Raw genomic sequence first — 21255 nt, 5'->3', positions numbered from 1 at the left:
GATGCGTAAGCACGTCCCACACCAAGACGCGGGAGCAATGTCATGACAGAAGAGTCCGGCAACACCCTGGCCACGAGGCGCGGAATGATGGGGATGGCGGGGGCGGTCGCGGGCGGACTGGCGGTCAGCCAGATGGCTGCCGGCAGCGCCTCGGCCGCCACCGGCACCAGCGGATCGACCGCCACGCGGACGATCAGCCTGGCCCAGGCCCAGCGGCTCACCGAGGCCGCCATCCGCTACGTGCGCGCCCACTCGACCCTTCCACCCATGTATGTCCTGGTCGTCGACTCCGCCGGCGAAGCCAAGGCATCCCTTCGTATGGACAACAACAGCTCGGCGGCGGCCGCATTGGTCCCGCAGAAGGTACACACCGCACGCACCTACCGGGCCGCCACCGCCGACCTGGCCTCCAACATCAAGGACCCGGCCCAGATCGCCTCCCACGTCGCCAATGGCGCCAGCCTGCTGGCCGGCGGTCGACCGATCTTCGAGAACGGCCAGTTCATCGGCGCCCTCGCCGTCGGCGGAGGCACCCCGGCCCAGGACGACGAAGTCGCTCGCGCCGCACTGGCCGCACTCTGACTCCCTGCGGAACAGGCAAGCCATCTTCACCCCTGCACACCTCGTGCAGGACCGCCCGCCCCGTGGTCACCACGGCTGCGGATGCCCCGTCGGCCGGCGCATCCGCAGCCGCGCATCACCGGGACCCCCCGCGCCTGCCCGGCTGCAACCCGTGGCCGGCCGGCTCACCCCTCCCGGCCATCGTGCCCCCCATCTCAGCCGGCGCATCGCCGCCAGACTCACCACCACTGAACGCATCGGTCGGCCGGTTCAGGACCCTCTCGACGTTCACCGACTCTGCCGTTCGGCCCGGACCTCCTGAAGCCGCTCAGCCAACTCCTCGGCGAGCGTGCCCGGTTCACTCCGGCGAGTCGTGATCCGCTCGTCCACCCGGTACGGCTCGTCTTGGCGAACCAGCTCAACGGCGACCTGGAAACCGGCGTCCATTCAATGAGGACAACCGTTCCTGGAGCGCAGGACGCCCGTCAGGATCTGGAGTGGCCAGTTCATTGGCATCGACGACCCAGAGGAGTCCATCAATGCCTGCCACCGTGCCGGGTCCGCGCATTGCCATCGTCGGCGGTGGCATCGGCGGTCTCGCCGCGGGTGCCTTCCTGCACCAGGCGGGGTTCACAGCCACCCTCTACGAGCAGGCGCACGCACTCACCGAGGTCGGCGCCGGGCTCGTGATGGCTCCCAATGCCGTTCGGCTGCTGCGGCGTATCGGCGTCATGGCCCAGTTCCTCCGCCGGGCCGTGCCACTGGACTGGGGGTGGGAGTTCCGCCGCTGGACGGACGGCAACGTGCTCTCGGTCGAGAAACTGAGCGGCGTCTGTGAACGGCTCTACGGCGAGCGCACCTATGTCGTGCACCGGGCCGACCTGCTGGACTCGCTCAAGACGGCTGTGCCCAGTGAGCGGGTTCGCCTGGGCGCACGGTGCACGGCGGTCGACGTACGCAAGAACGTCGTACTGCTGCGTTTCGCCGACGGCAGCCAGGTCGAGGCGGACATCGTCATCGGCGCCGACGGCGTGCACTCCGTCGTCCGCGGCGCGGTGACCGAGCCCTCACCGCCGACGTATTCCGGTATCTGCGCCTTCCGCACGATCGTGCCCGCCCGAGCCGCGCCTGGCTTCGCTCTGCGCCGTGCCCAGACCCTCTGGCTGGGGCCCGGACGGCACTTCGTGCACTATCCGGTCGCCGGTGGGCAAGCCGTCAACGTCGTCGCCTTCGCCCCGGCCGGGAACTACACCGACGAATCCTGGAGTGCGACCGCCACCATCGAGGAGTTCCAAACCGAGTTCGCCGACTGGGACCCGCGGACGGCAGCTTCAATGTACAGATCGTCGAGTCGAGCCTTCAGGGCCTCAGCCTCGATAGGAGCGGACCAAGGTTCGTGCGGCGACAACCGTGGACCGCCTCACCCAAGCCCTCCCGGCCGATACGCAGCCCCGAGGCACGCCGTGGAGCAGCCTGAGCCAGCGGTTCAACTGGATGCTGGCGCACGGCGAGGACGACGACCCGCGATACGCGTATAACGCGGTGATCCGAAGGCTCTCCGGAGAAGTCGTCGGGACGCGGCTGATCACCATGGCGCAGTACGCGCTGGTGTTGAACATGGCCCACGGGTACCCGGGGCGCCCCTGACCCCGCCACGGCGACGCCCGTCCAGGCGAGCGGGCCTTCCTGCTCGGGCAACAATCGGCCCCCGCCCCGGTCACCCCGTGAACCCTGCCCGCCACCGAGACCGTGCGCCACACCCTCGCCCGGCACACCCTGGACGGCGCGCTGATCCGTGACGCGCTGCTCGAGCTGGTCATGCGACTCGGCACCGCCGTCGGACGTCCAGCTCGGCAGTGCGGGCCCCGGCCGCAGGGTGTGCACACGGTGAACGGGCCCGTCTCGTGGGGCGGCGGCGAACAGGATCCGCAGTCGGGCCATGGGCTCAGTACAGGCACGACCGGTCGTACCCGGCCCCCCATGCGAAGGTGCGGGCACTGGTCGAACAGGCCATCGCCACCCTCAAGTCCTGGCGGATCCTGCGCAAGCTCCACTGCTCGACCACCTGAATCACGAACCTCGTCCAGGCTGTCCTCACGCTCCATCTGGCCAGTTCAGACTGAGGATGGAAAAGACTCAAAAATTGATTTCCGAACGTCACCGGCATGCGATATTCCACCGATGCCATTCGGGGAGCTGGGGCACCAACGCACCGGCGAAGCGGACCGGGGTGGCTGACGTCTCAGGTAAACGCTCACCTATACCCGATCACCGCGACGGACGGTCTGTGAGGGGAGCCTGCGGCGCGGTAGAACTTTGACACGCCGATCCGGGTCGACTCCAACGAAATGCTTTCGGGTCGCATGCACTTCTCGATGTGCGGTCAGAGCCTCCCCATCAGGGAACGATTGCTTACCTGGCGAGCGGTATCCAGGGGAAGGATTCCTCCCCCTACCACGAGTAGACATGCTCTGAGCTTCGACAGATCATGATTTGAGGGTCGCCCGACGGCGAACCGAAGGCCGAAAGAGGGGCGCGCGCCGTGGTCGAAATCATTTCGTTCAGGAACAAGGAAGTGGAGATTGCTGGACATCTCCATCTGCCGGAAAACTTCAGCGAAGGAAAGAAGTATCCGGCACTCGTCGGAATTCATCCGGCAGGAGGCGTAAAGGAACAGACCATCGGCACCTACGCCAAGAGGCTTGCTGAGCACGGATTCGTCACTGTCGTCTACGACTCCTCCTATCAGGGAGCGAGCGGTGGCGAACCCCGCCTGCTGGAGGACCCGACAACTCGGGTCGAAGACGCTCGCTGTGCAGCCGACTTCCTCACCACTCTTCCGTTCGTGGACTCCGAGCGAATGGGGGTCTTCGGCATTTGCGCCGGCGGCGGCTACGCGATCAGCGTGGCCCAAACCGAACGTCGTTTCAAGGCAGTGGCTACGGTCAGCGCAGCTCCGATGGGTGAGGGTTCCAGGGGCTTCCTGGGGCATCTTTCCCCGGTGGCCGAGCAGATCGGCACGCTGGAAATGGTCGCCCAACAGCGCACGGCGGAAGCAAGGGGAGCAGAGCCGGCCTACGCCCCGTTCGTCCCGGAAACGCCGGAGGAGATCAACGAAACCACGCCGGACCTTTTGCGCGAAGGGTACGACTACTACAGGACGCCGCGAGGCCAGCACCCCAATTCGAAGGGCCGTTTCCTGCTGACCAGCATGGACAAGATGTTCGCCTTCTCGGCTTTCGACCAGATCCCGGAACTGCTGACCCAGCCGCTGCTCCTCATCGCAGGGAGCAAGGCGGACACAAAGGTGTTCAGCGACCAGGCCTACGAACTTTCCAAGGGGCCGAAGGAGTTGTTCGTCGTCGACGGCGCGACGCATATCGCACTCTACGACGTGCCTACGTACGTGGACCAGGCGATCCCCAAGATGGCGGAGTTCTTCGCCGTTCTTTAGTGGTTCACAACGCATCAGCTCCACGAGGATGCGGTACAGGCCACTCTGCAGGAACGGCCGCCGGACCGAAATCGCGTACGTGGAGAGCGGTAGGCAGGGGAAAATTCCTTCCCCCTCACAGCGCGCTCTTCCGGTGCAAAGCTTGGTCACACACCGCACAAAGACCCTCGAGGAGCCAGTTCACCATGTCCCATTCCGGTCGCCCCACGATCGCCGTTGCCTTTCATTCGGGCTACGGGCACACAGCTGTCGTCGCCGAAGCCGTGGCGCGTGGCGCAGCGGAAGCGGGCGCCGAGGTGGTCTCGATCTCCGTGGACACCATCACCGACGAGCAGTGGGCGCAGTTGGACGCCGCTGACGCGATCATCTTCGGTTCCCCCACGTACATGGGCACCGCCTCCGCGGCCTTCCACACGTTCGCCCAGGCCAGCACCAAGCGCTGGTACTCACAGTCCTGGGTGGACAAGCTCGCCGCGGGCTTCACCAACTCCGGTGCCAAGAGCGGCGACAAGTCGTCCACCTTGGGCTACTTCACCACCATGGCCGCCCAGCACGGAATGCACTGGATCAGCCTGGGTCTGCAGCCGGGCTGGGATTCCACCACGGGCAGCGAGGACGACATCAACCGGCTCGGCTTCTTCGTGGGCGCCGGCGCCCAGAGCCCGACCGACGCCGGTCCGGAAGCAGTCCACACGTCGGACATCGCCACCGCGGAGCACCTGGGAGCGCGGGTCGCTCGACAGGCTGCGGTCTTCCGGGCCGGACGGGCCGCTCTCGCCGCCTGATCACCAGACTTTCTTTCCGTATCCGATCCACCACCCCCCGCAAGGAGCAACCATGTCCGACTCCCCGAACCTCGCCCTCATCCGCCGACTGTACGAGTCCGGAATGTCCCCGGAGGTCACGAGCGAGGTCATGGCCCCCGACCTCGTCTGGGACATCACCCCCGGCTTCCCGAACAGCGGCGTCTACCACGGCTGGGCCAGCGCGGCGCAGGACTTCTTCGGCAGGACGATGCCGAACTACGAGTCCTTCGGCGCGGTGCCCGAGGAGTTCTACGCGGACGACGAGGGCCACGTCTTCGTGTTCGGGCACTACCACGCCGAGACCAAGACCGGGAACAAGGCCGACGTCCGGTTCATCCACCTGTGGACCGTCCGCGACGGCAAGGCCGTGAGCATGCGACAGGCCGCCGACAGCCACGTCCTCCAGGAAGCCCTCAAGGGCTGAAACCCCCACCACTTCATCAGGCCATCAGGAGCAAACCATGGCGAAGATCCTCTTCGTGATCACCGCGTCCGACCACTGGACACTGGCCGACGGAACCCGGCAGCCAGCAGGATTCTGGGCCGAGGAAGCAATCGGCCCGTACCAGGTCTTCAAGGAGGCCGGATACGAGATCGCGGCCGCGACACCCGGCGGTGTACCGCCCACGGCGGACGCGCTCAGCCTCACCGCGGACTTCAACGGCGGCGAGGAAGGCGCCGAGCGCATGCGGACCGCCCTGCGCGAGGCGACCGAGCTGGCCAACCCGATGCGCATCGAGGACGTGGCCATCGACGACTACGTGGCCGTGTTCTACCCCGGTGGCTGGGGCCCGATGGAGGACCTGCCCGACGACACCGCCTCCGGCAAGCTGCTCACCGACTGGCTCGCCTCGGGCAAGCCGGTGTCCCTGGTGTGCCACGGCCCCGCCGCCCTGCTGGCCACCATCGGTCCCGACGGGACGTCCCCGTTCACCGGCTACCGGCTGACCGGCCTCTCCAACGCCGAGGAGAAGTTGAACGGTCTCGCGGACCGCGCGAAGTGGCTGCTGCAGGACCGCCTCGTGGGCGAACTCGGCGCGGACTATCGCGAGACCGAGCCGTTCACCCAGCACGTCGAGGTCGACCGCACCCTGTTCACCGGCCAGAACCCGGGCTCGGCGGTTCCGCTGGCCCAGGAGCTGGTCAAGGCACTGAGCTGACACTCAGCTGCACCCGGTAGTGGACTCGGCGGCCCGGTACGTATTCCGGGCCGCCGAGTCCCCTACCCTCGTGCCCGGGCTGCCGCCCAACGTAGGCAAGATCTCTCCCCATCACAACGCCGGGCTTCTGTGCGAGGCTGCACATATGAACCGCAACCCCCATCTGAACGAGCTGGGTGAGTTTCTCAAGGCCCGCCGTGCCGAGCTCAGCCCCTCCGAGGTCGGACTCCGCGGAGGGCAACGACGACGCGTGAGCGGTCTGCGCCGTGAGGAAGTGGCCCTCCTCGCCGCGATCAGCACCGAGTACTACACGCGCATCGAGCAGGGCCGCCTCCAAGCGTCGGCCCCCCTGCTCGACGAGATCGCCCAGGTGCTCCGCCTGAACGACGACCAGCGCACCTACCTCTTCGACCTCGCGGCGAAAGAGCGGGCGCGCCCGTCCGCGTCACCCGAACGCCAGCAGGTGGACACACAGCTGCAGCGCATGCTGGACGATCTCACTGCCTCCCCCGCCTTCGTCATCGGCCGACGCACCGACATCCTCGGCTGGAACCAGCTCGCCGCCGCCCTGTGGACCGATTTCGGACACTACCCGGAACAGGAGCGCGTCTTCGTCCGGCTGCTGTTCACCGAACCCTGGATGCGCGAGCTGTACGCGGACTGGGAAGAGGTGACCCGGCTGGCCATCGCCCAGCTGCGCATGGAGAGCGCACGATACCCCGGCGACCAGCGCCTCACCGCCCTGGTCGAGGAACTCTCCGCCCGTGACGCACAGTTCCGGCAATGGTGGACCGAACACGACGTCGCGGCGCGGGGCAAGGGCACCAAGAAGCTTCATCACCCGGTGGTGGGCGAACTGACCCTCGACTGGAACACGCTCACCTGTGGCACGGACCCGGACCAGCACATCATCGTGTGGAACGCCGAACCCGGCTCCCCGTCCCACGACGCACTGCGCCTCCTGTCGTCCTGGGCCGCGGACCAGAAACGGACGGCGTCCGACACTGTCACCTGAGCCCTCTCCCTCGTGCGTCCGCAGGGGGAAGTCATTTCCCCGGCCAGGGCTGCCCTGCTGAACAGAATTTCGCCTGCACAGGCTCGAAAAAGTCAGCGGGCATTACTGAACGAGCACATCTCACCGGCCTGCCTCTCCTGCAGAGCCCCGACCGGCGGAGAAAACGGCCTCTCTCACGAGCAACTCGACTTCCCCGGCGCGATCGGCTCGGCCGCCGCCTCGGTGCTGTGGGCGACGGGCGGCTGGACGGCCGCGACCACCATCGGCATGCTCCTGAGCGGCTTCGTCGTCCACGCTGTCCGGACGCTCGGACCGTCGGGACCGCTCTTTCCGCCCTCGGAATGAGCCTGCCTCGGACTCCCCCACGTACGTGCTCTCATCGAGATGCCACAGCGCGACCGAGTTGAGCATCACGTCTCTCGCCGGTGCCGGTGTCATAGGGGGGAGGTATTCATCCCCCCTATAGCCGCATCCCAGCCAAGAACCTTCCCCTTTTCCCGGCACGTGCGAGGCGGAAATGTCGGACACCTCAACGACCGCATGCCGAGCAATGAGGTAATTCGATGAAGGCTGTAGGTTTCACGGAATTCGGCGGGCCTGAGGTGCTTCGGATCCTGGAGCTGCCCGCCCCCGAGGCCGGTCCGGGCGAGGTGCGCATCCGGGTGCACGCCGCGACCGTCAACGCGGTCGACGCCCTCCAGCGCAGCGGACCCGCCCGGTCGCCGGACGCCCAGCCGCCGTTCGTTCCCGGCATGGAAGCCGCCGGCGTCGTGGACCAGATCGGCCCGGGTACGGACACGGATCTGAGCGTCGGCGACCATGTGATGGCGATCGTCCTCCCCAGCGGCGCGCACGGCGCCTACGCCGAGCAGATCGCGGTCCCCGTGGACTCCGTCGTCCGCGCTCCCCGCGGCGCGACCGACGCGCAGGCCGCGTCGCTGCCGATGAACGGCCTGACCGCACGCCTGGCCCTGGACACGCTCGGCCTGGAACCCGGACAGACCGTCGCGATCACCGGAGCGGCCGGCGCGGTCGGCGGCTATGCCGTCCAGCTCGCCAAGGCGGACGGGCTGCGGGTGGTGGCCGACGCCTCGGAGCAGGACGAGACCCTGATCAAGGAACTCGGTGCCGACGCCGTACTCCGCCGCGGAGCCGAGTACCCGGACCGGGTACGCGCAGAGGTCCCTGACGGCGTCGACGGAGTCGTCGACGCCGCGTCACTCGGCGCTCTCACGGCTCGGGCGGTCCGGGACGGCGGCCGAGTGGTGACCCTGCGCGGCTTCGACGGACCCGGCGAACGAGGCATCGCCTTCGAGCCGATCGTCGTGTTCCGCTACGCCAGGGAGCGCGCCAAGCTCGACCGGCTCCGGCAGCAGGTGGAGGAGGGCCGCATCACGCTGCGGGTCGCGAAGACGTTCCCGGCGGAGCAGGGCGCCGAAGCGCACCGGCTCCTCGCCGCGGGCGGTGTGCGGGGCCGACTGGTGCTGACGTTCTGATCCGAGGCACGTATGGGCGCAGGGGCGGCGGCCCTCAACGCCGTCTCATGGCTGCGGCCGGGCTTCGTACGAAGCCCGGCCGCAGCCATGAGGGATCGGTCAGAGCCGGGCCACCGTTGGATCCTTCGTGAGGGGTCCCACCACACGCTGGTACCTGCACTGTCCGTGGCGCCGTCGGCCACGAACTTGCGGCCGCCACCGTTCACCCGGTTTCGGGGAGTCCGGATGTGCATTTTGATTCCGCACAGCTACCGTCAATCGCGCGGCCCGGCCGGACGAGGAGGAATCGACAGAGAAAACCCTTCCCTTTGTCCCATGTCGCGACGGGCGCCGGAACTGCCCGATATGAGAGTCCTGAAATACTTTGAGGCCGCAGTTCGGTCGAGGCTTGCGCAGCCCACGCTCCCGCGGGCCGGGGCGAGGCGTCGGGGGCAGATCCGGGCAGGCCCGGCGTCGTCGGCGACATCGAGATGAGCCTGTACTTCTTCGTGTTCGGCTTCGGGCTCGGCCTGGTCATGCAGGTGCTCGTGCTGATCGTGCAGAACGCGGTGTCGTACGAGGACCTGGGCGTCGCCACCGCGGGGGTCACGTTCTTCCGGTCGATCGGGGCCGCGTTCGGCGTCGCGGTCTTCGGCACGATCTTCACCAGCCGGCTCGACGACAAGCTGCGCGAGCCTTCGCGGGCACGGCGCAGCCGGAGGCGGCCTCCGCGCTCGAAGCCCGACCCGCGCTCCATATCCGAACTCCCGCCCGAACTGCGCCCGTCCGCGCTGCACGCCTACGCCACCTCGATCACCGACGTGTTCCTCTACGCGGCCCCGGTCGTCCTGCTCGCCTTCGTGCTGGCCTGGCTGTTCAAGGAGACCAGGCTGCGCAGCTCGGTCACCGCCCCCGACATGGCGCAGACCCTGAGCGTCCACCCCGTGCACCGCTCCTCGCGCGAGGAGGTGCAGCGGGCGCTGTCCGTGCTCGGATCGCGGGACGGGCGGCGCGGCATCTACGAGAAGATCACCGCCTCCGCCGGATACGACCTGCTGCCTGCGCATCAGCGACGACGGCGGCGGCCGACGCCGCCTGGCGGCCCACCGACACACCGTCGCACGGCCGTGACCTGCATAAATTCATGAGGTTCAGGACTTTGAAACCGCCCTGAGCAGGGCGTGGACAGCGGTGTGCAGAAGAAGGTGCTCTCCAGACGACCCCCTTTTCTCGCTGCAACCAAAGCACATCGGTACTCATCTCACATAGCTGTAACCGCCAAATGGCATCCAGAGAGTTGCGACGCGTTAGCCTCGAAGGTTCGTGACGGTCCACCGGTATACCCAGGAACTCAGCCCTTAAGGGGGGAAGGATTTTTCCCCAGGATAAGCCCTTCCCCTTTACACGGATTGCTGACCGTGCAAGCTTTTCATGTGCTTCTGGCCGGCGCGACAGTCATGCTCGGGCGGCGCGATGCGTGAGCCCGGTTGCAGCGGCACACCACCGACCCTCGTAATCCTTCAAGCGTGAGAAACGGGCTGCCGCATCTGCCCGAAACCGAGGACCTGTATCAAGGAACGGTGAAGTCGTGATCGGACCGGCGTCGCTGCAACGGGTCACCGGCGCTCACCCGCGCCTGCTGGACGCCGCTCTCGCCATCCTCGTGGGTGGTCTCGGCCTGCTGCCCCTGCTGTTCGGACGGTGGCCCGACGGCGTACACCCCTCGGGCGCCGGCGCCGTGGCCGCGGCGGCCGCGTTCCTGCTTGTGCTGGCCCGCCGCCGGGCACCGCTGCCCGTCCTGGCGCTGACCGTGCTCGGGGAGGTGGCTTTCACCGTCCTCGAGTCGTATCCGTCGCGGGTGCTGAAGACGGCCGCGTTGATCGCGGTCTACACCGTGGCCCGAACAGTCCGTCGGCGGATCGCCGTGATCGCCGTCTCGGGCACGGCCCTCGCCCTGTACTCCGTCATCACCTACTCGACGGATTCGGCCACCGGCCCGGAGGCCGGCGCCGTGTTCGCCTGGACCGGGATGTTCGCCGCCGTCGGCGCCACCGTACGCACCTGGCACGCCTACGCCGCCGCGATGGAGGAGCGAGCGCTGCGGGCGGAGGCGACCAAGGAAGAAGAGGCCCGCCGCCGGGTCGCCGAGGAGCGGCTGCGCATCGCGCGGGAACTCCATGACGTGATCGCCCACCACATCACCCTGATCACCATTCAGGCCGGGCTGGCCGATCGCTTCCTGCGAGGCCGGCCGGATCAGGCCGAGGTGGCGCTCGGCCACATCCGTGACGCCGGCCGCATGGTCCTGGACGAGCTGGGCCCGCTGCTGCACGTACTACGACAGTCCGACGACGAGCCGGACGAGGTCCAACCGACCGACCCCGTGCCCGGCCTGTCCCGCCTCGGAGCGCTCCTCGAATCGCTGGCCGCGGCCGGGCTGAGCGTCCGCCATCAGCAAATAGGCCACCCACGTCCCCTGCCGACCGCCATCGACCTGGCCGCCTACCGCGTCATCCAGGAAGGCTTGACCAACGCCCACAAACACGGCGCGACTGCCGAGACGGACCTGCTCCTCGACTACGGGCCCGACGATCTGTACATCCACATCACCAACCTGCCACACGTCGGCCCGTCCCCGGTGTCGACAGCGACGGGCTCCGGACACGGGCTGACGGGAATGCGCGAGCGCGCCCAGGCGGTCGGCGGCAGCCTGCTTGCCGGAGCAGACACCGACGGCCGCTTTCGCCTCGCCGTGCATCTGCCTCTGCCCGCGGTCGGCCCACCGACCGGCACCCGCGCATCAGATCGGTCCGGCACGGCCCTGCGCGCGAACTCCGCAGAGGGGAGGCAGGGATGACCATCCGCGTTCTGCTCGTCGATGACCAGGCCCTCGTCCGCACCAGCTTTCGCATGCTCATCGAGTGTGAGCCGGACTTGGAGGTCGTCGGAGAGGCTGCGACGGGCGAGGAGGCGGTCAGGCTGGCCCGCAGCACGTGCGCCGACGTCGTGCTGATGGACATCCGGATGCCCGACATGAACGGCCTCGCCGCCACGCGCGCCATTTCGGCGGACGAAGACCTCGCGGGCGTACGGGTGCTGATCCTGACGACCTTCGAAGCCGACGAGCACGTCTTCCAGGCGCTGCGTGCCGGGGCCAGCGGGTTCTTGGGTAAAAGCGTGGACCTCTCCTACCTCCTCGACGCCATCCGGCTGGTCGCCCGAGGAGAGGCGCTGCTGTCGCCCAGGGCGACCAAGGCACTCATCGCTCACTACCTCACCACACCCGACGTGACGAGCACTCCGGTGCCGGAGCTGTCGAGCCTGACCGAACGCGAGCGCCAAGTGCTCGGCCTCGTGGCCGGCGGCCTGTCCAACGACGCCATCGCCGAGCAGCTCCACATCTCGCCCTCGACAGCCAAGACCCACGTGAACCGCATCATGGCCAAGCTCGACGTCCGCGCCCGCGCCCAACTGGTCGTGATCGCCTACCAGACCGGCTACGCCCACCCCAGTGCATGACCCGACGGCAGGCGTACTGGCAAGTGCCCGACCGTGCTACCAACCGCCCCCAGGAGCGCATGTATCGGCGCCTCGGGGCCGGGTTCATCTCTCGGGGTCCGTCTGTATGAGGCCCACACACCAGGCCTTCCGGACGCAGCCCAGGTCCGCGTCCGGAAGAACCGCCACTACGACGGCACGACGCAACGGGGACAACTGCCGGAGACGGCGCACCAACGCCTCTCTGCGAAGCCCACCTCGATCACGCCGCTCCGGAGTCCGCACCGCGCAGATCCAACGGCGGCAGGGCATCAGGATTGAGCTCGGCAAGCACGCGGAGCAGCAAGGAATGAATTGCCGCCTGCTCGGCGGGGGCGAGGACCGCGAGCGCCTCCGTGTCCAGTCGCTCCACCAGCTCCCGCGCCCGATCGGCGAGCTTCGCGCCGCTGTCGGTGATGGTCAGCTGCACGGTTCTCCGGTTCGAAGGATGCTCGCGGCGCGCCAGAAGGCCGCGGTCGACCAGCGCGTTGACGGCGGCACCCATGGACTGGGGAGTCAAGCCGGTCCGACGCGCGATTTCCGCGGCGGAGGTTCCCGGCGTCCAGCCGACGTGCTGCAACGCGTTGTGCTGCGCCGCCGTGAGGTCGAGCGAACGCAACGCTCTCTCGAGCCGCGTTCCCATCACGTGGACCACCTGCCATGCCAGATAGCCCATGCGCGTGGACGGATCTGCGTACGTGCGGCTCACCAGCGACTCCGACAGTAAGGTGCCTGACATTTCTATGGTACAACTATAAGGCACCTTCTAATCAGAGATGGAGAACCTTCTCCCATGTCCACATCACCCACCACGTCCGCCGAGGCGCGGCCCGCACCCCATCACCACGCGATGGACGCCGCTCCAACGCCGCAAGGTGCCACCGGAGTGAAGGGAGTTCTGCTACCCGTCGCGATCGTGCTGGTCATCGGCTCGATCTTCGTCAGCGTGTTCCTGGCCGCCTTCCACGCCCCCCGGCCCCACGACCTTCCGGTCGCCGTCGTCGGGACGACCCAGCGACTCGAACAGGTCACCGGAGGGCTGGAGCTCGGGCTGTCCGGCGGCTTCGAGGTGAAGCGCTACGCGGACGAGAACACGGCCCGCCGCGCGCTGCAGGACCGCAAGGTGTACGCCGCTTATGTCACCGGCCCCGGGAAGTCCGCCACCCTGCTGTATGCCGGAGCCAACGGCCCTTCGGTGACCTCGACGGTCACCGGCGCCTTCTCCGGTGTCGCCAAGGCGAACAATGACCGGCTGACCGTGCGCGACCTCGTGCCGGCCTCGGCGGGCGACACCCGCGGCATGTCGGTGTTCTACGCCGGGTTCGGCGTCGTGCTGGCCGGATTCCTGTTCGGCATGATGACCTACCAGATGGCTCCGCGACTGGAGTACCGGTGGAGGTTGGCCAGCCTGGCCACTTTCAGCGTCCTCGCCGGCGTCCTCGTGGCGGCGATGGCCGGCAGCCTCGGCTTCGCGGCACTGCCCGGGCCCTTCCTGGGCATCGCAGGGATCATCGCCCTGATGGCCGCGGCCGTCGGCAGCGCGACCATGACGTTCATGCGCCTCTTCGGCCGCGCCGGGATGTCGCTGGCCGCCGTGGTCCTGCTGACCTTCGGCAACAGCACGAGCGGTGGCACGCTGCCCACCGCCTACCTGCCGGACTGGCTGCGTCCGCTCTCAGAGGTCCTCCCGGTGGGAGTCGGCGTACGAGCCGTCCAGGGCTTGTCCCACTTCAACAACGACGGTCTCACCGCGGGTATCGTCATCCTGGTGGCATGGATCCTCGTCGCCGCCGTGGTGCTCTTCTGGCTCGATGCCCGCGGATCCCGCCGCGCAGCCGTCGGCTGACCCGGCTCCTGCCCTGCCCCGTGCCCAGGCACCGTCCGTGGGGAACGGCAGTGATATTGGTCCATGGCACGGGGACGCAGCTCGGCTGCCCGGCGACGACCCGGCGAGCAACACACCTCGCTCTCGTAGACTGCGGCCCGTGACCGACGCCGCGTTCCCCACCACCGGATACCTCGCCTGGCAGTTCTCCCAGATCATCGCCGGACGGCTGGAGCGGGCACTGCGCGCGGAAGACCTCACACTGGCGCAGCACAACGCTCTGCAGCAGGCCCTCTGGACGCCGGGGGTGTCCGCCGCAGAGATCGCGCGCCGCTCGGGCATCACGGCCCAGTCCATGGGAGCCGCAGTGAGTCAGCTCGTCGAGAGAGGACTCCTACGACGCGAGCCGCACCCGACCAGCCGCCGCAGCGTGCGCCTGTTCGCGACCACCGAGGGAGAGGCGACTGCCGCTCGTGCCGCTTCGATCGCCCGGCGGATCGAACGGGAGACGACCTCACCACTCTCCCCGGACGACAAGGACAGCATTCACCGTCTGCTCTACCGTTTGGTCGAGGAACTGAACCCCGATGCCCTCGCCATCGACAGTCGCTCCTCGAACTAGCCCTGGAGCCCTGGCTGTCCAGCCGATGCCCCTGTCGGCTCCGCCGCGTCGATGGGAGCAGGAGACAAGAGACATGGCGAGACTGAGCGACGGAGAGCCATGAACCGTGCCGGAAGCCGTCCGCCGTCGAACGGCTCCGCCCGCGGGCGCCCCCGCAGCAAAGCCGTGGAACAGGCCATCCTGGAGGGGTGATGAACCTCCTGGAGGACGGCGTGCCACCGGGCGATCTCTCCGTCGAGCGGATGGCCCGCACAGCCGGCGTCGGCAAAGCGGCCATCTACCGCCGCTGGAGCGACAAAGAGGATCTGTTCGTCGACGTCATACGCGCTGCCGAGTCCGCCGTACCCGCGCTCCCCGGCAGCTCGATGCGGGACGACCTCGTCGTTCTGCTGGAGTCACTGCGGCAACGCAGCATGGTCGGCCGCTTGTCGGCGATCCTGCACAACGCGCACGCCCAGACGAGGAACAGCCCGAAGACATGGGCCGCCTACCATGCCGGCGTGATCACTCCCCGGCGTGACCTCGGACTGGCGATCCTCCGTCGAGGCCGGACGAACGGGGAACTTCGTACGGACGTCGACCTGGACCTGGCCGTCGAAATGTTCGTCGGTCCTCTGCTCATGCGCTCGTTCGCCGGCCCCGAGCCCGACCTCCCTGACGGACTGCCCGCGCAGATCGTCGACACCGTGCTCCACGGCATGGTTGCGCTTCAGGCAATCCGATACAGGTGTCACGCTTGATCTCCAGGTGCACCGCCCCGGCGGGGGCGACCGCGAGCCAATGGCACACCTCCTGGAACCACTTCCGGGTCAGGGGCTGCTCGAGATGCCTGTGATGGAGGAGATGATCCGGTCCTGAGATGTGGTCGGCACGTGGAAGAAGCCGTTGTTGTAGCCGAGCCGCAGCACCGCCGCCCGGTCCGCGACTGCCTTGACGTCTCCCATGTTGTGACTGATGAGGATCACCCCGATCCCCTGTTCGCGGAGCTCGTCGACCAGGTCGAGGACATGGCCCGCCTGCTGTGTGCCGAGTGCCGCGGTGGGCTCGTCGAGCAGGACGGCCTTCGGTTTGCCCAGGAGCGCTCGGGAGATCGCGACCGTCTGCCGCTGGCCCGCCGACAGCGTGGCGACGGGGGTGCGCACGTCGGGGACGTGAATGCCGAGTGCGTCCAGCTGTCGACGTGCCTCCGCACGCATGCTGCTCTTGTCCATGTGCCGGAAGAGGCGGCCGAGGACACCCGCGCGTATCCGCTCCCGGCCGAGGAAGAGGTTTTCGGCCACATCGAGGCCGTCACACAACGCCAGGTGCTGGTACACGGTCGCGATACCGAGGTTTTGGGCGACCTGAGGGGTCCTGATCTGCACCGCCCGGCCCTCCCACTCGATGACGCCGTCGTCGGCCGGTGCGACGCCCGCGATGACCCTGACGAGAGTGGACTTGCCGGCGCCGTTGTCCCCCAGAAGGGCGACGACCTCGCCGGGGTGGACTTCCAGCTCGACGTCTTTGAGGGCCTGCACGGCACCGAACCGCTTGGAGATGCCACGCAGTGCGAGCAGCGGCGAACCGGTCACGCGTACCTCGCCTCCTCCGTGCGACGGCGCTGAACGTACAGTCCTCGGCGGAAATCCGCCCCATGGTCAACGGTAGGTCAAAGCTCGCTTACATCGCCTTTCGGAATAATCTCGACACGTGAGGCAGAGGCAGGAATCGGCGGGCGTTGGACCAGCCGAAGGAGGGCGTGACCATGACGCACGACCATTCGGGCCGCGAGCGTGCATGTCAGTGGCGTTGCCGACGGGGAGCGGCGCTCCTCATGGCGGGTGGCCTTCTGCTCGGGGCCGCAGGATGCGGCGGCGGGCGAAGCGACAGCGGTGGCGCGGGGTCGGGGAAGGTCAAGATCGGCCTCGTGACCAAGACCGAGACCAATCCGTACTTCGTGACCCTACGCAAGGCCGCCGAGGCAGCGGCGAAGGAGAACGACGCAAAGCTCATCGCCCTGGCCGGCCGGTTCGACGGGGACAACGAGGGCCAGGTCGCCGCGATGGAGAATCTCATCTCCGGCGGCGTGAAGGGCATCCTCATCACCCCGTCGAACGGCACGGGGCTCCTGAGCACCATCGCGGAGGCCCGCCGACAGGGCATTGTGGTGATCGCGCTGGACTCCACCACCGAGCCGCCGAGCGCGACCGACGCCACCTACGCGACGGACAACGTCAAGGCGGGACGCCTCCAGGGTGCCTACCTCAGGGCTGCTCTCGCCGGCCGACCGCCCAAGGTGATCATGCTCGACGGCACGGACGACTCCACCGTCAGCGAGCAGCGTCACGAGGGGTTCCTCAAGGGCTTCGGCATCGCGAAGGACTCCCCGGCGATCCGCGGACAGGCGAACACCAATGGAGAACGCAATCCGGCACAGGCTGCGACGGAGAACCTCCTGGAGCGCACGAGCGACATCAACACGGTCTACACGATCAACGAGCCGGTGGCCGGCGGCGCATCCGCGGCCATGGCGGCCCGCGGCCTCACCCACCAGGTGACCATCGGCTCCATCGACGGTGGGTGCGACGGCGTCCGCGACGTCCGGTCCGGCAAGTACGCCGCCACGGTCATGCAGTTCCCGGACAGGATGGCTGTGCGAGGCGTCGACTCGGTCGTCGAGTACGCAAGGAGCGGGAGGAAGCCGCACCGAGTCTCGGACACGGGCACCGTCCTCATTACCGACAAGCCAGTGGACGGACTGGCGTCGCAGGACACGGACTGGGGTCTGAAGCATTGCTGGGGATGACGTACCGACGTCGAGCGGTCGAAGGGGATCAGGCTGACCGATGAGAACACCTACCACCGGACGCGCCGTCGACAACAAACGGCACGCCCGGCTCCGGGAGAGACTCCGGTACGCACTGCGCACGCCGACCGTCGGCCCTCTCGCCGCTCTGCTCCTTGCTGTGGTGGTCTTCTCGATCACCACGGATACGTTTCTGACGTTGCAGAACCTCTCGCTGGTGCTCCAGCAGTCCATCGTGATCGGCACTCTGGCACTGGGCCAGTCCCTGATCATCCTCACAGGCGGCATCGACCTCGCGAACGGCGCCATCGCGGTCCTCGGCACGATCGTCATGGCCAAACTTGCCTTCGAGGGCAGCGACCCCGGCGTGGCCCTGCTTCTCGGCCTGGCCGTGGCGACGTTCGTGGGACTGGTGAACGGCCTGCTCGTCGCCCGGCTGGGCTTGCCCCCCTTCATCGTGACCCTGGGCGCCTTGACCGTCGTCTTCGCGGTGAGCAGGCTCTACGCCGGTTCGCGCAGCTACCAGGTGACCTCCGATCTGCTCCTGTTCTGGGGAAACGGCATCCAGCTCGGAGCGATGCGCCTCACCTGGGGGACGTTCATGCTCATGGGCCTTTACGCGCTGTTTTGGTACGTACTCGCCAACACCGCCTGGGGCCCGCACGTCTACGCCGTCGGCGACGCACCTGAGTCCGCCCGCCTGACCGGCATCAACGTGTGGCGCACGGTCCTCTCGGTCTACGTCACCGCCGGATTCCTCTACGGCATCGCCGCCTGGCAGGCCCTCGGCCGGATCGCCAACGCCGACCCGAACGCCTACCAGACGGCCAATTTGGAGAGCATCACCGCCGTCGTGCTCGGCGGCACCAGCTTGTTCGGCGGCCGGGGCAGCATCATCGGCACGCTCATCGGAGCCCTCATCGTCAACGTGCTCCGCTCCGGTCTCACTCAGGCGGGCATCGACAGTCTCTACCAGGATGTCGCGACCGGGACCCTCGTCGTCGTCGCGGTCGGCGTCGACCAGGTTCTGCGGAGAAGCGGCTCACGCTGAGGCCAGTGGTCCCGTCCGCGCCTGCCGTTCGGCTTCTACCGGCCTTCCCAGCAGGTTTCGGCCGCGCCCTGATGCCGTCATCCGGGACGGCATCCGCCCTACGGCGCGTATCGAGTCGTCCGCGGCCATCAGCAGCCGTCGTTGCCGCTCATCCCGCCATGCGGTCGGCTCCGGTGCGGACAGTGGCACGGAAGACCTTGCGGTGGTCCCCCTCCGGACCTGGGTCAAGGTCCACAGGCCGTCGCCCGCCTGGGAGCCGCCTCCGGACGGGGCCTCGGAGTGCTGCGCGACCAGCGGCAGCAACCTCATACGTCGACCGAGCGGGGGTGACCACCGCCTCCGGCATTCCTCCGGCCCGGCTTCGACGGCGGTCGATGTCGCCGGCGACAGCATCGAATCGCTACGACCGCCTCGAAGTGGACCACTGGAGTCGGGGCATGAGGGCGTAGCACCAGTGCTGGGGAGGTCGCCATGTCGTCCGGGTCGCGGACCGGATTCGGTTTGGAGTTCCACGTCGAACGCGACCCGTACATGCTGTGCGTCGACATCTTCGTCGGCGGGCTCCATGTGAACACGTGGGACAACGCGTTCTATCCGCCGATGCTGGTCAGGAAACTCAAGGACGGGCTCGGTCGCTTTCGCACGCCCGTCGCGGCGCCGACGGGGTTCACCTCGCCGCTCAGGGCGTTCCGCCTTTCAGGAAGGTGCTCGTGGAAGCGCTGGAGGACGCCCTCGTCATCGCCGAACGCGAGTGGTCTGCCCGACTCGCCGCCGGCGAGGCCCCGTGAGACCCGCACCGCCGACCGGGTGGGTCGGACCAGGACACGGTGCCGGGACACGCGGCGCGGGGGCGAGGCAGATGGAACACGGCGTCGCCTTCAGCGAGGCCTGCCGGATCCGGACGGGGACCGCGAGGACCGGTGGGAGGTGGAGGTCGATGGCCTCCAGGGCCCGCCGCCGGCGCGCCGGTGTACACCTGGGCCGCGCGGTCGTCGGCGGCCTCGGCGTGGCGGGCGAGTGCTGGAGGCAGCCGTGAGAGCAGGTGCTCGGCCTTGCCGGTCCGGCAGTTCGCGGCCGCCGGAGGCAGACGGCCGGTTCTGCGGCCCGCGCCGGCCGGGTCAGAATGACCGCGGCTGACAGTGCCTCACGACGATGACGCGTACGGCGGACAGGAGATCTCCCCATGTCGATGATCCGGCTCACCGCGCCGCAAGGCTCCCTCACCCCGGAGGGCCGCAAGACGGTCCGGCGCGACCTGGCCGATGCGCTGCTGCGCTGCGAGGGGGCGCCCGACGCAGCTTTCTTCAGGGCCCAGTTGTGGAGCTACCTCGTCGAACTCCCGGAAGGGGCGCAGACCACCGCCGAGGACGACGCCGCGCGCTTCCTCGTCGACGTGACGGTCCCGCAGGCCGTGCTCTCCGAGGAGGGCAGGGAACGCCTCGTGGCCGAGGCCACCGGGATCGTGTTGTCCGCCGCCGGGCTCGTCGAGGCCGATGCGCCGCGGGTGTGGGTGCTCGTGCACGAGCAGCCCGACGGAACGTGGGGTGCGGGAGGCTCGATCGTCCGCCACGCCGATCTCGTGGCCCTCGCTCGCAAGCAGCGCACCGGGGAGTGACGCGGGCGGCCGAAGGACGACCGGATACCCTGCGCGAGACAGCAGCCCGGCCGAGTGGGGGAAGCGTGACCGACACCAGCGACACCCGGCCCGCCGAGGGCGAGGCGCAGGCTGCCCGGCAGAGCCGGCTGCACCGCCTGATGCGTCTCCTCCCCCTGATCGCCCCCGTCCTGCTGTGGACCGTGCCCTGCTGGGTCCTCCTCCACGCCGGACAGCACTGGCCGCTGACCGTCACGCTGGCCGGCACCGCGCTGTTCGTCCTCGGTCTCGTCGGCATGCCGCTCGCCATGGTGCGCGGCCACGGCCGGCGTCAGCAGGATCGGGCGGCGATCGTCGGCGACACCCTGCTGGGCACGAGCTGGGTGCTGTTCACCTGGTCCGTCCTGCTCGGCGTCTTCCTGCGGCTCGCCCTGACCGTGGCCGGCGTCGGCGAGGGTCAGGACCGGGCCCGGATCGTCACGTGGGCCGTCCTCGGCGTGGGCTCGACCCTGCTCGGCTGGGGGTACGCCGAGGCCCGGCGCGTGCCGCGGGTGCGCCGGCTCGACGTACGGCTTCCGCGGCTGGGCGCCGGGCTGGACGGCCTGCGCGTCGTCCTCGTCACCGACACCCACTACGGCCCGCTCGATCGCGCCCGCTGGTCGGCGCGGGTGTGCGAGACGGTGAACTCCCTGGAAGCCGACGTGGTCTGCCACACCGGCGACATCGCGGACGGCACGGCCGAGCGCCGCCGCGCCCAGGCACTCCCCCTCGGTACCGTGCGGGCCACCCGGGCGCGTGTCTACGTCACCGGCAACCACGAGTACTACAGCGCGGCCCAGGGCTGGGTCGACCTGATGGGCGAGCTGGGCTGGGAGCCGCTGCGCAACCGCCATCTGCTGGTCGAGCGCGGAGGCGACACCCTCGTGGTGGCGGGCGTGGACGACGTCACCGCCGAGTCCTCCGGCCTGGCAGGCCATCGCGCCCACCTCGCCGGAGCCCTGCAGGGCGCCGACCCCGAACTGCCCGTCCTGCTCCTGGCGCACCAGCCCGCGTTCGTCGACCGGGCGGCGGCAGCCGGTGTCGACCTCCAGCTCTCCGGCCACACCCACGGCGGCCAGATCTGGCCGTTCCACCACCTGGTCCGCCTCGACCAGCCCGCCCTCGCCGGCCTCAGCCGCCACGGTGCCCGCACCCTCCTCTACACCAGCCGCGGCACCGGCTTCTGGGGCCCGCCGTTCCGCGTCTTCGCCCCCAGCGAGATCACCCTGCTCGTGCTCCGTTCCCCGCAGCCGCCCGCCTCGCCGTAGCCATTCGGCGGACCGTCGATCCGGCCGGGGGCCGGTCCGGGGGCAGACGTGGACGAGTGGGAC

Annotated in this window: 19 protein-coding genes and 3 pseudogenes; 19 read left to right on the top strand and 3 right to left on the bottom strand. The window is 68.7% G+C overall.

Annotated features, from left to right (window positions below; all coding sequences use genetic code 11):
- Positions 1-42: 42 nt before the first annotated feature.
- Complete coding sequence (locus ACH4ZA_RS15260; protein ID WP_398429734.1) at positions 43-582, top strand: heme-binding protein; 540 nt, start codon at positions 43-45, stop codon at positions 580-582.
- 267 nt (positions 583-849) lie between these two features.
- Here ACH4ZA_RS15260 and ACH4ZA_RS15255 read toward each other — a convergent pair whose 3' ends face one another.
- Positions 850-1008 carry a hypothetical protein gene (locus ACH4ZA_RS15255; protein WP_398429732.1) on the bottom strand — a complete coding sequence of 53 codons (159 nt, stop codon included), beginning with the start codon at positions 1006-1008 and terminating at the stop codon, positions 850-852.
- A gap of 92 nt (positions 1009-1100) precedes the next feature.
- Here ACH4ZA_RS15255 and ACH4ZA_RS15250 point away from each other — a divergent pair, with 92 nt between their 5' ends.
- The 11 genes and pseudogenes from ACH4ZA_RS15250 (at position 1101) to ACH4ZA_RS15200 (ending at position 11990) form a co-directional block, all read left to right on the top strand.
- On the top strand, positions 1101-2099 hold the full coding sequence (locus tag ACH4ZA_RS15250) for an FAD-dependent monooxygenase (RefSeq protein WP_398429731.1): 999 nt from the start codon (positions 1101-1103) through the stop codon (positions 2097-2099).
- 441 nt (positions 2100-2540) lie between these two features.
- A pseudogene (locus tag ACH4ZA_RS15245) lies at positions 2541-2630 on the top strand (IS5/IS1182 family transposase); the annotation flags it as partial.
- A 473-nt stretch (positions 2631-3103) separates the two neighbouring features.
- Complete coding sequence (locus tag ACH4ZA_RS15240) at positions 3104-4015, top strand: alpha/beta hydrolase (RefSeq protein ID WP_398429730.1); 912 nt, start codon at positions 3104-3106, stop codon at positions 4013-4015.
- 185 nt (positions 4016-4200) lie between these two features.
- Positions 4201-4800: a flavodoxin family protein gene (locus ACH4ZA_RS15235; RefSeq protein ID WP_398429729.1), complete on the top strand. Its 600-nt coding sequence runs from the start codon at positions 4201-4203 to the stop codon at positions 4798-4800.
- 52 nt (positions 4801-4852) lie between these two features.
- Positions 4853-5245 carry a nuclear transport factor 2 family protein gene (locus tag ACH4ZA_RS15230; protein WP_398429728.1) on the top strand — a complete coding sequence of 131 codons (393 nt, stop codon included), beginning with the start codon at positions 4853-4855 and terminating at the stop codon, positions 5243-5245.
- Between the two features lie 37 nt (positions 5246-5282).
- The gene (locus ACH4ZA_RS15225) at positions 5283-5981 is read left to right on the top strand and encodes a type 1 glutamine amidotransferase domain-containing protein (protein ID WP_398429727.1); all 699 of its coding nucleotides are present in this window, start codon (positions 5283-5285) and stop codon (positions 5979-5981) included.
- A 145-nt stretch (positions 5982-6126) separates the two neighbouring features.
- Entirely contained in the window at positions 6127-6996 is an 870-nt protein-coding gene (locus tag ACH4ZA_RS15220; RefSeq protein WP_398429726.1) for a helix-turn-helix domain-containing protein, read from the top strand.
- 563 nt (positions 6997-7559) lie between these two features.
- A complete protein-coding gene (locus tag ACH4ZA_RS15215) occupies positions 7560-8492 on the top strand; it encodes an NADP-dependent oxidoreductase (protein WP_398429725.1) in 933 nt (310 codons plus the stop codon).
- Between the two features lie 467 nt (positions 8493-8959).
- A pseudogene (locus tag ACH4ZA_RS15210) lies at positions 8960-9535 on the top strand (EmrB/QacA family drug resistance transporter); the annotation flags it as partial.
- A 524-nt stretch (positions 9536-10059) separates the two neighbouring features.
- Positions 10060-11328 carry a sensor histidine kinase gene (locus tag ACH4ZA_RS15205; RefSeq protein ID WP_398429724.1) on the top strand — a complete coding sequence of 423 codons (1269 nt, stop codon included), beginning with the start codon at positions 10060-10062 and terminating at the stop codon, positions 11326-11328.
- Positions 11325-11990 (top strand): response regulator, encoded by a 666-nt coding sequence (locus tag ACH4ZA_RS15200; RefSeq protein WP_398429723.1) that lies wholly within the window; start codon positions 11325-11327, stop codon positions 11988-11990. The genes ACH4ZA_RS15205 and ACH4ZA_RS15200 overlap by 4 nt, the downstream gene beginning before the upstream one ends.
- A 241-nt stretch (positions 11991-12231) precedes the next feature.
- Here the strand turns inward: ACH4ZA_RS15200 and ACH4ZA_RS15195 are convergent, their stop codons facing one another.
- Positions 12232-12717, bottom strand: coding sequence for a MarR family winged helix-turn-helix transcriptional regulator (locus ACH4ZA_RS15195; RefSeq protein WP_398429722.1), 486 nt, complete (start codon positions 12715-12717; stop codon positions 12232-12234).
- 84 nt (positions 12718-12801) lie between these two features.
- On the opposite strand from ACH4ZA_RS15195, the gene ACH4ZA_RS15190 reads away from it, so the two are divergent.
- From ACH4ZA_RS15190 to ACH4ZA_RS15180, 3 genes and pseudogenes are all read left to right on the top strand, one after another.
- A complete protein-coding gene (locus tag ACH4ZA_RS15190) occupies positions 12802-13854 on the top strand; it encodes an ABC transporter permease (RefSeq protein WP_398429720.1) in 1053 nt (350 codons plus the stop codon).
- Positions 13855-13993: 139 nt separating this feature from the next.
- Complete coding sequence (locus tag ACH4ZA_RS15185) at positions 13994-14455, top strand: MarR family transcriptional regulator (RefSeq protein WP_351693824.1); 462 nt, start codon at positions 13994-13996, stop codon at positions 14453-14455.
- A 99-nt stretch (positions 14456-14554) separates the two neighbouring features.
- A pseudogene (locus ACH4ZA_RS15180) lies at positions 14555-15195 on the top strand (TetR/AcrR family transcriptional regulator).
- Positions 15196-15264: 69 nt separating this feature from the next.
- Here ACH4ZA_RS15180 and ACH4ZA_RS15175 read toward each other — a convergent pair.
- A complete protein-coding gene (locus ACH4ZA_RS15175) occupies positions 15265-16026 on the bottom strand; it encodes an ATP-binding cassette domain-containing protein (protein ID WP_398429719.1) in 762 nt (253 codons plus the stop codon).
- A 173-nt stretch (positions 16027-16199) separates the two neighbouring features.
- Here ACH4ZA_RS15175 and ACH4ZA_RS15170 point away from each other — a divergent pair, with 173 nt between their 5' ends.
- The 4 genes from ACH4ZA_RS15170 (at position 16200) to ACH4ZA_RS15155 (ending at position 21192) form a co-directional block, all read left to right on the top strand.
- A complete protein-coding gene (locus ACH4ZA_RS15170; RefSeq protein WP_398429718.1) occupies positions 16200-17240 on the top strand; it encodes a substrate-binding domain-containing protein in 1041 nt (346 codons plus the stop codon).
- 40 nt (positions 17241-17280) lie between these two features.
- Positions 17281-18291, top strand: coding sequence for an ABC transporter permease (locus ACH4ZA_RS15165; RefSeq protein ID WP_398429716.1), 1011 nt, complete (start codon positions 17281-17283; stop codon positions 18289-18291).
- Positions 18292-19474: 1183 nt separating this feature from the next.
- Positions 19475-19906 (top strand): 4-oxalocrotonate tautomerase family protein, encoded by a 432-nt coding sequence (locus tag ACH4ZA_RS15160; protein WP_398429715.1) that lies wholly within the window; start codon positions 19475-19477, stop codon positions 19904-19906.
- Between the two features lie 65 nt (positions 19907-19971).
- Positions 19972-21192 carry a metallophosphoesterase gene (locus ACH4ZA_RS15155; RefSeq protein WP_398429714.1) on the top strand — a complete coding sequence of 407 codons (1221 nt, stop codon included), beginning with the start codon at positions 19972-19974 and terminating at the stop codon, positions 21190-21192.
- Positions 21193-21255: the final 63 nt, after the last annotated feature.

Source organism: Streptomyces sp. NPDC020597, assembly GCF_044335095.1.
Classification (GTDB): domain Bacteria; phylum Actinomycetota; class Actinomycetes; order Streptomycetales; family Streptomycetaceae; genus Streptomyces.
Note: the sequence above shows the minus strand (reverse complement) of the source record. Positions and strands in the feature narration are given on the sequence as shown.

Coding starts and splice junctions, on each gene's coding strand:
- ACH4ZA_RS15260 (WP_398429734.1), top strand. CDS start 43: ATGACAGAAGAGTCCGGCAACACCCTGGCCACGAGGCGCGGAATGATG.
- ACH4ZA_RS15225 (WP_398429727.1), top strand. CDS start 5,283: ATGGCGAAGATCCTCTTCGTGATCACCGCGTCCGACCACTGGACACTG.
- ACH4ZA_RS15215 (WP_398429725.1), top strand. CDS start 7,560: ATGAAGGCTGTAGGTTTCACGGAATTCGGCGGGCCTGAGGTGCTTCGG.
- ACH4ZA_RS15200 (WP_398429723.1), top strand. CDS start 11,325: ATGACCATCCGCGTTCTGCTCGTCGATGACCAGGCCCTCGTCCGCACC.
- ACH4ZA_RS15160 (WP_398429715.1), top strand. CDS start 19,475: ATGTCGATGATCCGGCTCACCGCGCCGCAAGGCTCCCTCACCCCGGAG.
- ACH4ZA_RS15190 (WP_398429720.1), top strand. CDS start 12,802: ATGTCCACATCACCCACCACGTCCGCCGAGGCGCGGCCCGCACCCCAT.
- ACH4ZA_RS15170 (WP_398429718.1), top strand. CDS start 16,200: ATGACGCACGACCATTCGGGCCGCGAGCGTGCATGTCAGTGGCGTTGC.
- ACH4ZA_RS15220 (WP_398429726.1), top strand. CDS start 6,127: ATGAACCGCAACCCCCATCTGAACGAGCTGGGTGAGTTTCTCAAGGCC.
- ACH4ZA_RS15250 (WP_398429731.1), top strand. CDS start 1,101: ATGCCTGCCACCGTGCCGGGTCCGCGCATTGCCATCGTCGGCGGTGGC.
- ACH4ZA_RS15165 (WP_398429716.1), top strand. CDS start 17,281: ATGAGAACACCTACCACCGGACGCGCCGTCGACAACAAACGGCACGCC.
- ACH4ZA_RS15255 (WP_398429732.1), bottom strand. CDS start 1,008: ATGGACGCCGGTTTCCAGGTCGCCGTTGAGCTGGTTCGCCAAGACGAG.
- ACH4ZA_RS15235 (WP_398429729.1), top strand. CDS start 4,201: ATGTCCCATTCCGGTCGCCCCACGATCGCCGTTGCCTTTCATTCGGGC.
- ACH4ZA_RS15230 (WP_398429728.1), top strand. CDS start 4,853: ATGTCCGACTCCCCGAACCTCGCCCTCATCCGCCGACTGTACGAGTCC.